General features: G+C 62.2%; 13 protein-coding genes and 1 pseudogene. 5 read left to right on the forward strand and 9 right to left on the reverse strand.

Annotated features, from left to right (window positions below; genetic code table 11):
* Nucleotides 1-131 precede the first annotated feature (131 nt).
* From NHF53_RS11785 to NHF53_RS11795, 3 genes are all read left to right on the forward strand, one after another.
* The gene (locus NHF53_RS11785) at nt 132-1,064 is read left to right on the forward strand and encodes an alpha/beta fold hydrolase (RefSeq protein WP_252834329.1); all 933 of its coding nucleotides are present in this window, start codon (nt 132-134) and stop codon (nt 1,062-1,064) included.
* A gap of 187 nt (nt 1,065-1,251) precedes the next feature.
* Nucleotides 1,252-2,448 (forward strand): CaiB/BaiF CoA-transferase family protein, encoded by a 1,197-nt coding sequence (locus NHF53_RS11790; RefSeq protein WP_252834330.1) that lies wholly within the window; start codon nt 1,252-1,254, stop codon nt 2,446-2,448.
* 2 nt (nt 2,449-2,450) lie between these two features.
* Entirely contained in the window at nt 2,451-4,103 is a 1,653-nt protein-coding gene (locus NHF53_RS11795) for a thiamine pyrophosphate-binding protein (protein WP_252834331.1), read from the forward strand.
* A gap of 38 nt (nt 4,104-4,141) precedes the next feature.
* Here the strand turns inward: NHF53_RS11795 and NHF53_RS11800 are convergent, their stop codons facing one another.
* A complete protein-coding gene (locus NHF53_RS11800) occupies nt 4,142-5,041 on the reverse strand; it encodes a LysR family transcriptional regulator (protein WP_252834332.1) in 900 nt (299 codons plus the stop codon).
* Between the two features lie 95 nt (nt 5,042-5,136).
* On the opposite strand from NHF53_RS11800, the gene NHF53_RS11805 reads away from it, so the two are divergent.
* Complete coding sequence (locus NHF53_RS11805) at nt 5,137-5,757, forward strand: LysE family translocator (protein ID WP_252834333.1); 621 nt, start codon at nt 5,137-5,139, stop codon at nt 5,755-5,757.
* A gap of 38 nt (nt 5,758-5,795) precedes the next feature.
* Here the strand turns inward: NHF53_RS11805 and NHF53_RS11810 are convergent, their stop codons facing one another.
* The 4 genes from NHF53_RS11810 to NHF53_RS11825 all read right to left on the reverse strand — a co-directional run bounded on the left by NHF53_RS11810 (nt 5,796) and on the right by NHF53_RS11825 (nt 7,795).
* Nucleotides 5,796-5,966: a Rid family hydrolase gene (locus NHF53_RS11810; protein ID WP_374591088.1), complete on the reverse strand. Its 171-nt coding sequence runs from the start codon at nt 5,964-5,966 to the stop codon at nt 5,796-5,798.
* Nucleotides 5,967-6,157: 191 nt separating this feature from the next.
* Nucleotides 6,158-6,499, reverse strand: coding sequence for a RidA family protein (locus NHF53_RS11815; RefSeq protein ID WP_252834334.1), 342 nt, complete (start codon nt 6,497-6,499; stop codon nt 6,158-6,160).
* Between the two features lie 44 nt (nt 6,500-6,543).
* Nucleotides 6,544-6,882, reverse strand: coding sequence for a TIGR01244 family sulfur transferase (locus tag NHF53_RS11820; RefSeq protein WP_114361412.1), 339 nt, complete (start codon nt 6,880-6,882; stop codon nt 6,544-6,546).
* Between the two features lie 79 nt (nt 6,883-6,961).
* On the reverse strand, nt 6,962-7,795 hold the full coding sequence (locus NHF53_RS11825; protein WP_252834335.1) for an aldose 1-epimerase family protein: 834 nt from the start codon (nt 7,793-7,795) through the stop codon (nt 6,962-6,964).
* Between the two features lie 207 nt (nt 7,796-8,002).
* Here NHF53_RS11825 and NHF53_RS11830 point away from each other — a divergent pair, with 207 nt between their 5' ends.
* Nucleotides 8,003-9,337: a L,D-transpeptidase gene (locus tag NHF53_RS11830; protein ID WP_374591091.1), complete on the forward strand. Its 1,335-nt coding sequence runs from the start codon at nt 8,003-8,005 to the stop codon at nt 9,335-9,337.
* A 64-nt stretch (nt 9,338-9,401) separates the two neighbouring features.
* Here the strand turns inward: NHF53_RS11830 and NHF53_RS11835 are convergent, their stop codons facing one another.
* From NHF53_RS11835 to NHF53_RS24285, 4 genes and pseudogenes are all read right to left on the reverse strand, one after another.
* Nucleotides 9,402-9,662, reverse strand: coding sequence for a hypothetical protein (locus tag NHF53_RS11835; RefSeq protein ID WP_252834336.1), 261 nt, complete (start codon nt 9,660-9,662; stop codon nt 9,402-9,404).
* 382 nt (nt 9,663-10,044) lie between these two features.
* A complete protein-coding gene (locus NHF53_RS11840) occupies nt 10,045-10,986 on the reverse strand; it encodes a retron St85 family RNA-directed DNA polymerase (protein ID WP_252834337.1) in 942 nt (313 codons plus the stop codon).
* 1 nt (nt 10,987) lies between these two features.
* Entirely contained in the window at nt 10,988-11,890 is a 903-nt protein-coding gene (locus NHF53_RS11845; protein ID WP_252834338.1) for a retron St85 family effector protein, read from the reverse strand.
* Nucleotides 11,891-12,342: 452 nt separating this feature from the next.
* Nucleotides 12,343-12,473, reverse strand: a pseudogene (locus NHF53_RS24285) (transposase); the annotation flags it as partial.

The following is a 12,473-nucleotide window of genomic DNA, read 5'->3' on the forward strand; positions in this document are numbered from 1 at the left end:
AAATCCGGCAAGACTCGCGGAGCAAGCACGGCTGGTCGGAACGCCACACAGTCAATGGCCCGAGATCAAGCAAAAATAACTTAAGATTGCAATAACGAACACATTGCGCAACCAGAACAACGAGACTCCGGATGTTTGAGACGACCGATTTTCACGAGGCACCTTCGGGCGCCAGGCTCGCCTATCATCATGCGCCGGCGGAGGGCACGCCGCGCGCCATCCTGCTCGTCAATCACGGCCTCGTCGAGCATTCCGGCCGCTACCGCGGCTTTGCCGAGGCGATGGCCGGTCGCGGCTTTGCGGTCTATGCCCACGACCACCGCGGACACGGCGAGACGATCGCCGAAGGCGCGCCGCTCGGCCGCTTCGCGCCGGCCGGTGGCGCCGAGAAGGTGATCGCCGACGTCAAGGCGATACGCGATCTCGCCGTCTCCCGCCATGGCGCCCTTCCCGTCCTTCTCTTCGGCCATTCCATGGGCGGGCTGATCGCACTCAACGCCGCGGTCTCCCACCCGCAGGATTTTCGGGCCCTCGCCGTCTGGAATTCCAACTTCAACCCCGGCATTGCCGGCCGCTTCGCCGAGGCGGTGCTTTTTGCCGAGCAGATGCTGAAAGGCTCGGACGTGCCGAGCACCATTCTGCCGCTTGCCACCTTCCGCGCCTGGGGCCGCTCCATTCCCGGCCGGCAGTCCGACAGCGACTGGCTCTCCCGCGATCGCGCCGAGGTCGAGAAATACGACCGGGACCCGCTCTGCCAGTTCGAGGCGAGCGTCTCGATGTGGCGCGACGTCTTCGCGCTCACCTTTCGCGCGCCGGCACCGGCCATGCTCGCCCGCCTGCCGAAGCACCTGCCGATCCACCTCGTCGGTGGCGGCAAGGACCCGGCGACGCGCGGCGGGCGCGAGATCACCTGGCTCGGGCGCCGTCTCGAACGCCACGGCTTCACCGACGTCACGACCCGGATCTACGACGACATGCGCCACGAGACGCTGAACGAGTTCGGCCGGGAGGAAGCGATCGCCGACTTCGCCGACTGGGCCGAGCGTACGCTCGCCGGCCGCTGATCGTCCGTGCGGAGCGCTTCAACGTCCGAAACGGAATGATCCCATGAGCGAAATTCAAGTGCCGGATGGACATTTCGGCGCTATAGCAAATGCTTAGCATCTGCCCTTCGAGGCGGACAGGGCGGGACTTTATTCGGTAGCAGCAAGATCGCTCCCGGTGGAACGACCCTGAGAAAGAGGACGCAGCATGACCGAAGCCCGAGAACCCCGCCCGCCGCTTGCCGGCATCCGCGTGATCGAACTGGCGCGGGTGCTTGCCGGTCCCTGGGCCGGGCAGATGCTGGCCGACATGGGGGCGGACGTCATCAAGGTCGAAAACCCGGAGGGCGGCGACGACACCCGCGCCTGGGGTCCGCCCTTCGTCGAAGGCAAGGACGGCGAGAACCTTTCGGCCGCTTATTATCACTCGACCAACCGCAACAAGCGTTCGATCGCCGTCGACCTGAAGAGCGAGGAAGGCCAGGAAATCGTCCGCCGGCTTGCAGCCACCGCCGATGTCCTGATCGAGAATTTCAAGCTCGGCGGGCTCGAAAAATACGGCCTCGACTACGAGAGCCTGAAGGCGATCAACCCGAAGCTGGTCTACTGCTCGATCACCGGCTTCGGCCAGAACGGCCCCTATGCCAATTTCGCGGGCTACGACTATATCGTCCAGGGCATGTCCGGCTTCATGTCGATCACCGGCGAGCCGGACGGCCAGCCGATGAAGGCGGGCGTGGCGATCGCCGACATCTTCACCGGCATCTATGCCGTCACCGCCATCCAGGCGGCGCTGATCCACGCGATGAAGACCGGTGAGGGCCAGCACATCGACATGGCCCTCCTCGACGTGATGGCCGCGGTGCTCGCCAACCAGAACATGAACTATCTCGTCTCCGGCAAGGCGCCGGTCCGCCTCGGCAACGCCCATCCGAACATCTCCCCTTATGAGGTCGTGCCGACCGCCGACGGCCACCTGATCCTCGCGGTGGGCAATGACGGCCAGTTCAGGCGCCTCTGCACCATCCTCGGCATTGCCGCCACCGCCGACGACGAACGGTTTTCGACCAACAAGGCGCGCGTCGCCAACAAGGCCGAGGTCCGCCGGATCGTTTCTGCCGAGACCGCGAAATGGCAGAAGCGCGACCTCCTGACGGCTTGCGAGAGCAATGCCGTCCCGGCCGGCCCGATCAACTCGATCGCCGAGATGTTCGAGGACCCACAGGTGAAGGCGCGCGGCCTGCGCATCGATCTCGACGACGCCGACGGCAACTGCATTCCGGGCGTGCGCACGCCGATCGTGCTCTCGAAGACCCCGCTGCGCTACGAACGGCCGAGCCCGCGCATCGGCGAACACCAGGACGAGGTTCTCGCCGAACTGGCGGACATCGAAGGAAAGGCTTGAAGATGAAGAAGACCGGCGGACAACTGATCGTCGACGCGCTGCTCGCCAACGGCGTCGAGCGCGTGTCCTGCGTGCCCGGCGAAAGTTATCTCGCCGTGCTCGATGCGCTGCGTGACAGCGGCATCGAGACCATCGTCTGCCGCCAGGAAGGCGGCGCGGCGATGATGGCCGACTGCTGGGGCCGGCTCACCGGCAAGCCCGGCATCTGCATGGTGACCCGTGGCCCCGGCGCCACCAACGCCTCGGCCGGCCTCCACATCGCCCGACAGGACTCGATCCCGATGATCCTCTTTATCGGCCAGATCGGCCGCGACATGAAGGAGCGCGAAGCCTTCCAGGAGGTCGAGTACCGCCGCGCCTTCACCGAATTCGCCAAATGGGTCGGCGAAATCGACGACGCCCGCCGCATTCCGGAGTTCGTGACCCGCGCCTTCGCCGTGGCGACCTCCGGCCGCCCCGGCCCCGTCGTCCTGACGCTGCCCGAGGACATGCTGGTGGACGAGGTCGAGGCGCCGGCGCCCCGCCCCGCCACCCCGGTCGAGAGCCATCCGGGTTCCGCCCAGATCGCGACCTTCGCGCACATGCTCGCAAAGGCCGAGCGGCCGATACTCGTCCTCGGAGGCACCCGCTGGAGCGAGGACGCGGTCGCCGCGATCGAGGACTTCGCCGATCGCTGGAAACTGCCGGTCGGCTGCTCCTTCCGCCGCCAGATGCTCTTCGACCACCTGCACCCGTCTTACGCCGGCGACGTCGGCATCGGCATCAACCCGGCGCTGGCGAAGGAAATCAAGGAGGCAGATCTCGTCGTCCTTCTCGGCGGCCGTTTCTCCGAAATGCCGTCTTCGAGCTACACCCTGCTCGACGTCCCCTACCCGTCGCAGAGCCTCGTGCACGTCCATCCCGATCCGTCGGAACTCGGCCGCGTCTATCGCCCGGATCTGGCGATCTGCGCCGCGCCCGAGGATTTCGTCGCCGCCCTGAAGACGGTTCAGGCACCGCAGTCGCCCGTCTGGGCCGCGCGGACCGAGGCGATGCATGCCGCCTATCTTTCCTGGTCGACGCCGCCCTCGAGCGGTCCCGGCGCGGTCCATATGGGGCCGATCATGGAATGGCTGGAAGAAAACACCGCGAAGGACACGATCTTTACCAACGGCGCCGGCAACTACGCGACCTGGGTCCACCGCTTCCACCGCTTCCGCGCCTACAACACGCAGGCCGCCCCGACCTCCGGCTCGATGGGCTACGGGCTTCCCGCCGCGGTCGCCGCCAAGCAGCTCTTCCCCGAGCGCGAGGTCGTCTGCTTTGCCGGTGACGGCTGCTTCATGATGCACGGCCAGGAATTCGCGACCGCGATGCGCTACAACCTGCCGATCATCGTCTGCCTGGTGAACAACGGCATCTACGGCACCATCCGCATGCATCAGGAGCGGGAGTATCCGGGCCGTGTCAGTGCGACCGACCTTACCAACCCGGATTTCGCCGCCCTCGCCCGCGCCTATGGCGGTCACGGCGAGGTGGTGGAGAAGACCGAGGATTTCGCCGCCGCCTTCGAGCGCGCCCGCGCCTCCGGCAAGCCGGCGATCCTCGACATCAAGCTCGACCCCGAGGCGATCACGCCCGCCCGCACGCTGACGCAGATCCGCGAGAAGGCGTGACCACAGCGGCGGACATGGGGCGACGCTTGCGCCCCCGCTTACTCCCCTGAAGAAGGGCCGGGCTCGGCGACAGCGAGCTGTGTCAGCCAATCGCGAAACACCGTTTGCGCCTGGCTCGCTTGGCCGTTGCCGGGCGAGAGCAGGACATAGCGGCTGCCATCCTTCAAGAAACCCGCAGGCGATGACAAAAGGCCGGCACTGAGGTCATCGCGCACCAGATGCCAGGGCCCGATGGCAACGCCGAGTCCGGCGATCGCCGCCTGAAGGCTGAAATAGAAATGTTCGAAGGCGAGATCGGGATGTCCGCCGAGTGGTGTGCCGGTGAGACCTGCCCAGCTCTGCCAGGCAGACATCCGGGTGCGGCTGTGCAGGAGGGGAGCGCCCGGCCGCAGATGGCCATTATCGAAGAAGCGCTCGTGCAGATCCGGCCGGCAGACGGGACCTACCCATTCGCAAAACAAGGGCTCTGCCGCATAGGCGGCAGGCAGCAGAAAGTCGTCGCGGCGGATCGCAAGATCGATCCCCTCGCCCAGCGTCACTGGCCCACCACCGGCAACGAGCCTGATATCCGCCTGCGGATGCATCCGCTTGAGATCGGGAATGCGCGGGATCAGCCAACGCATCATCAATGTCGGCTCGCAGGAGACAGTGACCGGCGCGTTGGCCTGCTCCGCACGGATGTCGCGTATGGCGGCTTCGATATGCCCGAGCCCGTGCGTCACCGCCTGTGCCAGTCGCCGCCCCTCATCCGTCAGAAAAACCGCACGATTTCGCCGGGTGAAAAGCGCCGTTCCGATATCACCTTCCAGCAGACGCACCGCACGGCTGACGGCACCATGCGTCAGGTTAAGTTTCTCTGCAGCCTTGCTGATACTCTCCACCGCAGCGGCAGCGCGAAAGCACTCGAGGGCAGGAAGTGAGGTGATCGGTCGCTTCATATGTGTCAGTTTAAATCACATTTTTTGTCAGAAGTCATCGTTATTCATCCCGCGGCCAATGCGCTATCCGAACCGTATTTCCAAAGGAGCTTCGCATGACCGAGTGGCTTGCCGTCATCACCATCACCATTCTCGCCGTCATCAGTCCGGGACCGGACTTTGCCATGGTGTCGCGCAATTCGTTGACGCTTTCGCACAAAGCGGGTCTGCTCACGGCGATTGGCATTGGCGCGGGCGTGCTGGTGCATGTCTGTTACACGCTGCTCGGCATCGGCGTAATGATCCGCTATTCCCCCAGGCTTCTTGATGTGATGAAACTCCTGGGGGCGGCCTACTTGGTCTGGCTCGGAGCAAAGATGCTGATGAGCCGCCCGCGCAGCGACGATATAGCACCCCGCGCACTGACCCTCTCCAATACCGGCGCGCTCCGGATGGGGTTCTGGACGAATGCCCTCAACCCGAAGACATCGATTTTCATCGTCAGCCTGTTTACCCAAGTCGTCGGTGGCGCCACTCCGCTTTTCACCCGCATCGCCTATGGCGGGTTCATCTCTCTGGCACATATCCTCTGGTTTGCCGTGGTGGCGCTTTTCTTTGGCGCTCCGGCACTCCGCCGGAGACTGCTGAGGTCCAGCCACTGGATCGACCGGGCCTTCGGCGTTGCCCTGATCGGCTTCGGACTCAGCCTCGCCGTCTCGGATCTATCGCTTGCGTAGAGTCACGCGACCGGAAACCATCGTGCAACAAGACGGCATCACATCCCGGCCGGAATGCGGGCAATCACCTCGATTTCGAAGTCGAGGCCAGCAAGCCGGTTGAGGCGCACCGCCGTCCGGTTCGGGTAGGACGTGGAGGGAAAGACCTCTCGTTTGACCGCCATGATAGCAGGAAACCGCATCTCCGGGTCGGTGTGAAAGGTCGTCACGTCGGCGATATCGATCAGGGCAAAGCCCGCAGCACATAAGGTTGCCCCAGATTGACGAAGGTCAGGCGCACCTCATCCCCGAAAACCGACCCCGGGCTCCCGCCGCTGCGGCGGCCGACCCACAGGGCGACGTGTGCAAACGAAAAAGGGCCGGGATTTCTCCCGGCCCCGCATTCACGAAACGGTGGCGATCAGACCGCGGCCGTCACGACGAACTCGACCTTGTAGGCCGGCGTCGCGAGTGCGGCCTGGCTGGTGGCGCGGGCCGGCGGGTTCTTCGGGTCGATCCAGGCTTCCCAGACGGCGTTCATTTCGGCAAACGTCGACATGTCGGAGAGATAGATGATCGTCTGCAGGATCTTCGACTTGTCCGAACCGACGGCGGCGAGCAGCCGGTCGACCTCGGAGAGCGCCGACTTCGACTGTTCGGTGACGGTCGCGCCCTCGCCGACCTGACCGGCGAGATAGACGGTGTTGCCGTGGACGACCGCGCCGCTCATGCGGGCGCCGGGTTCGATGCGCTTGATGCTCATGACAATTCTCCTGTTGGATGTCGAAGGATGAAGGCGGCAGCCGCTCAGTCGCGCAGCTGCAGGCTTTTCTGGTAGATGGCCGTCGAGCGGGCGCCGGAGCGGCAATAGCCGAGCATCGGCCGCTCGAAATCGTCGAGCGCATCGACCATGCCGGCGACGGCTTCCGAGGTCACGCCCATCGGGCCGACGGGCACGTGGGCGATCTTCATGCCGAGTTCCGCAGCACGCCGCTCGATCTCGGCAAACAGCGGCTGGCCCGGCTCCTCGTGGTCAGGCCGGTGGCAGACGACCGAGCGGAAGCCGAGTTCGAAAATGGTGTCGAGGTCCGACACGGTGATCTGTCCGGTGACCGAGTATTCCTCGTCGATCTGCCTGATGTCCATGGCGCGGGCTCTCCCTTCCTGATGCGGGACAAACCTCTACGATCAAGCCCGACGGGCGTCAATCGCCCGCCGGCCGCAATCACACGAACGCGAAGGAAAGCGCGTAGTCGCGCGCCTCGCCGGGTGCGAGCAGATCGAGTTCGCCGCGCTCGGCAAGCGCGCTGCGCGGCTCCCAGCGATGCGAGACCGGCTCGATGCCGAGAACGTTCGCCGGCGCCTGCTGGTTGCGCCAGATCTGCAGGAAGGGCAGCGTGTCGGTCCGGAACCGCACCCGCAGCGTCTTGCCGCCGATCGCCTGGATCGGCCCGAGGCGCACCTCCGCCCACGGTTCGCCCTCCTTGACCGCCGGCACGCAGAAGACCCCGCCGGGGTCCGCCCCGAAGGCCCAGGGAAACCCGCCGCCGTCGAGCATGGCGCCGGAAAGCCGCACGCCGTCGTCGAAATGCCGGGCGCCGATGTTCATGTGATACATGAGCATCGCCGGAAACGGCGCGGCACCGGTGTTCGTCACCCGGTCGGAAAGGTGCACTTCGCCGGTCTTCCCGTCGATCCGCCAGAACCGCTCGAGCCTGGCACTGCCGCCGTCGGCAAGCCGCACCGAAACAACCGCCCGCGCTTCCGCGTTCCCCTCGACGGTCTCGAAGGAAAGGATTTCCGTCGGATGCGACGAGAAGGAACCATGCAGCGGATAGGTGCCGCGCCCCTCGCCGACCGGTTCGGGATGGCGGATGTGGTCCGGTCCGCAGGTGAAGAGGAAGCCTTCCAGCGAGTGGTCGATTCGCGGATCGCCGTCGTCGGGGATGGCCCGCCCCGGCGAAAGGTCGACGCCGTCGACGATACACGCGCCGATGTCGAGCACCGAGCTCCGGTCGAGGGTCAGCGAAGGGCCGGCAAGCCCTTTGAATTCGATCATGAATTGCTCCTGCTGGAAGGTTTGCCGCGCGACGCCCGCTTGGAGGAAAGCGGCACGCCGGCGATCACGATTAGGTCAATATTCACCATGAATTCACCTTTTCCACACTAGTGTCAAATTTGTCGCGTCTGTCCCGACCAGCACCGGGTTCGCGCCAGCCGATATCGCGTCTGTCGCAACCGACATCATCTGAGGAACTCCGTCATCGTGACCGACATCTGGAAAGCAGGACTGGTACTGGCAAGCCTCGCGGCCGGCACGGCGGCATGGACGGCGGCCGAGGCGCAAGGGTTCGATCCCTATCGCAGCGACACCCTGCTGGTCACGCCGGAAGGCGACATTCTCGGTTATACGCCCGAAGAGGGTGAGGTCGTGGTGAGCCGCGACCAGATGGGCCGCCGCGTGCTCATCGACCGCAGCGGCCGGGTGATCGCCACCGAAGTGCGCGCAGACACCTATTTCCCCCGCCGCCACCCCGGTTCGGGTGAGCCGGTCTACGAGGATTTCGGCGCCCCCGCCCCCGGCTTTGAGGATGACGGCGTCGTCACCGGCGCGATCCCGGAACGGGGCACGGTCGACCGCGCGCCGCTCGACCAGCCGCTGCCGGACATGCCGTCGGGCGGTCCCGACATGCCGCCGCCGATCGACCAGGCGCCGCAGACCATCGTCACGCCGGACATTCCGGTCAAAAGCAATCTCTCGCAGCTCGAAATCACCGCGCTGCAGGTCTTCCTCGACCGCGAAGGCGTCTCTCCCGGCGTCATCGACGGCAAGATGGGCCAGAACGTCAACAAGGCGCTCGTCGCCTGGCAGGAGATGACCGGCGAGACCATCGACCCGAACAATGCCGAGGACATCCTCGAACGCCTGCGCATGTCGGGCGGCATGGCGGTGACCGCCTACACGATCACGCCGGGCGACGCCGCCGGCCCCTATGTCGCCTCCATTCCGGAAGACTACAGCCTCAAGGCGCAGCTCCCCTCGCTCGCCTACACCTCGACCGTGGAAATGCTCGCCGAAAAGTTCCACATGGACGAGAACTACCTGCGCGCGCTCAATCCGGGGGTCGATTTCACCATCCCCGGCACGATCATCAAGGTCGTCGAGCCCGGCAAGCCGAAGACCGGCAAGGTCGCCCGCATCGTCGCGGACAAGGGCAAGAAGCAGGTCTTCGCCTATGGCGAGGACGGCAGCCTCGTCGCCGCCTATCCGGCGAGCATCGGCTCGGCCGACACCCCCTCGCCGTCCGGCATCGTCACCGTCGAGCGCGTGGCGCTGAACCCCGGCTATACCTACAATCCGAAGATCAATTTCCAGCAGGGCAGCAACAACAAGGTGCTCGCGATCCCGCCCGGCCCGAACGGCCCGGTCGGCACGGTCTGGATGGCGCTTTCCAAGCCCACCTACGGCATCCACGGCACGCCCGAACCTTCGAAGATCGGCCGAACCCAGAGCCACGGCTGCATACGCCTCACCAACTGGGACGCGACCGAACTCGCCAAGATGGTCTCGCCGGGCGTGACGGTCGAGTTCGTGGATTGAGGGGGGACGCTCGACGCCGCAGGGCCTTCATGGCGTCAACCGGGGACCTGCAGCCGCATCGGCCTCAGTCTTTAGCCTTCTCCGCCTTCGATGTCGCGAGGTAATGGCCCACAGCCATGACGGCGATACCGAGCGGGATTGGGGCATTGGCAATCGCCTCCCTGATTGCCAGCACCATGAGCGGATGAAAGCTGGTGATGGTGGCGATGGGAATGAGCCCCAGAACGAAGAAGATCATCCCCAGCCAGGAAATACCCGTCTTGGGCGAAGGCACGAACCACCACGCGGCCAATGACAGAAAAACGATGGCGGCGATGGTTCCCATGGTGTCTCTCCAGCTTGCAGTATGAATCAAATGAGCAAGACTGCTCATAACACGCAAAGGATCGGATGGCACGATCAGTCACCAACCTTTGGTGGAACGGCAGTCACCAGTATGGTCTCCCCCGGTGTGCCGTCGAATTCGTGGAGTGAGGGGCGAACGCGGCCGCCTTGCGCCCTCATTTCGGTCGTTCAAGCTCTTCGGCCTGGCGCACGGAAGCTGCTATTCGAAACAGCTGACACCAACGGGCAGAACGGTCGGAGAACGGTCGTTCGCGGCTCCAAGTGCCAACTGGCAAATAAGGGCCGAAAGCTGACATTCTCTGCATTGAATGTAATTGTCCGGAAATCAATCTAACTTGAAATTGAAGGTACCCTACAGCCCCTTAAATGATCCCTATTGGAAAATCTGGATCAACGCTTCTGAGGAGCTCTATTCGCGTTTGTCCATACTTAGACATCAGTCGCATCTCTAGCTCTGGTTCAATATCAATTGCAAACGCGAACAAACCCTTCAGATAGTAAAATTTCTCATGATCAATATCGCCTTTGACCCATTGATGTATCAAGGCCTTAATCTCTCTTTTTCGATCTCTGCCAACCGACAATGTATGCTGAGGCGTAATGACGACGCCGGTGACCTTCCTGCTGTACTTTTTCGAGAGGCACGCAGTCTTCTGATGGTTCAGCTGCAACCGAAGGTGAGGAATGTCGCGTTTGCTTTGCAGGATGATCTTCTCCATCCCCTCGAGCTTTCCCGGCCCGAAGGAAGAGACAAAAATGTCGTCCGCGTATCTCGTATATACGAGTTCCCGACTCTGGCATGCCTCATGCACACGGCGATCAAACTCGAACATCATTGTGTTTGTGATTGCCGGGGAACTCGGAGCTCCAATTGTAAGCCTACCGTTTCGGCACACTATGTTTCCGACAAAGTCCAGGTCGCGCTGCGTGAGTTCGATTCCAAGGTTCTTAGATTGCTCCGACACATAGCAAAGGACACGGCCTTGCGAGAACGAAGGGAAGAAGCTCGAAAAGTCATACCTATTCGTGAACTTGGTTTGGCGATGCCGCTCGGCATTCTCTCTGATGCCCGTGCCCTTCCGGTAGGCGGTTGCAGCCTCATGCACGGGAAACCGGGCGAACAAAGCCTGCACGATCCAGCGTTGAATTGCTTTCAGTTCTCGGCTGGGGTGCTCGATCAACCTGTCGCCGCCGGTCCTCTTCGGGATTGTGTAGATCTTATATCGACGACTTGCCGTCGATGACAAGCTGAGAAGCTTGGATTCTGGTATATTGGAAGTCTTGCTGAGGAGTTCGATAAGCATGTCAGGCCCCCAGCAATGAGCGGAAGTCTTGGTCCGCTCCCAAATAGACTGCCGAGAGGTCTACCTTCAAGACGTCGCGTTCGGTTTTCGCGCCGTCCTTGATTTTTAGAATGAGATTGTCTTCGTCGCTGGCCTTAAGATGGCCGTAGTCACCAGTCTCAACGAGCCGCCCTGACCCCACGAGGATTGAAACAATCTGCTTTGTTTTCGACGTTCCAATGTGTCCAGAAAATAGCCCCCGGAGGAAGAACTCTATGTCGTCGACTGTCGCAATGCCCAATAGCGCAACCACAGACTGGATGATCGCAAAGAGTTCAAAACTGTCCATGTCCGAGAAAGCTTTAATCTGTAGCGCTCGTCTGGTCGAGTGAAGCGGAGCTCGATCAAGTAGTCTTTGCGAAATCAACTTGAAATTCGGATTGTCATAGTCGAACTGAATGTTTGGTTGAAACACAGAAACGTCGGCTATCTTCTTCGCTGGTCCGATTGATATGAAACTGTCGGTGGCGAGATGTGCCGCATTTATCGCTAGCAGAATTTTCTTGGCGATGTCTGGCCGCGCAGAAAAGTATCCTGTTTCGGCGAGTGAACCTGCCGCCTCGGGAAAAATGACAATTGAGTGGGACAAGTTCCCAATCAGTTCTTCGAAAGTGGTAATGTCGAACGGCTCGCTATCTCCGAGGGTCCAATACTTGCGCATCGCAAATTCTGGCTCGAAGAATTCGTAGCCAGGCAGAAGTGCGTCAAATTCATCCTGAAACCGACGGCGCATGTGATGTGGTTCGCTGCCACCGCAAACGAAGACGATATTGCTCTGTCTTGGGATAGTGAAGCCGTTGGAAACCAACTTGAATAGCCTCCTGCGCAGCGACTTCTGATCATCGCTGCGCAGGGGGTGGTCCATTCTAGTTCTCTTACTTAAGCGTCCGACTTCGATTGGTTTTGTCGGCGCCGAGGCGAAGACCGGGGCCGACAAAACCAATCGAAGTCGGCGCCCAAAGTCGTTCAATCAAGTACAGCCTGGCAAATCACCCGGCATAGAGCGTTTCGGCGAAACACCCAGCTAAGAGCCAAAGTATATTACCAGCTTTTTTAGCAACGGCAAGAGACAGAAAGATAGACGCAGGCTCGATTCGACATGAGAGCGGACACTCTGGAAGACGATCAGGGACTGTCAGGAATTTCGTGTACGGGCGTGCGGTTGAACATTTCTGTTTACGCCCTCGCGGCCTGGAAACGGTCCGCGAAGAGAACGGCAAATTGCGATTTCGCCATCGCCCATTCCCTCGGCGGCATTTTCCACTCTTTCTCCGATCTGTTCAAGACCAGATACAGGAGTTTCGTGGCCGCCTCATCGTTGGGGAAATGGCCCCTTGCGCGCACTGCGCGGCGGAGCTTGGAATTTAAAGCCTCGATGGCATTCGTGGTGTAGATGATCCGGCGCACATCCTTGGGGAAGGCAAAGAAGGGAATGACCTCCTGCCAGA

The organism is Ciceribacter sp. RN22 (assembly GCF_024054295.1).
Lineage (GTDB): Bacteria > Pseudomonadota > Alphaproteobacteria > Rhizobiales > Rhizobiaceae > Allorhizobium > Allorhizobium lividum.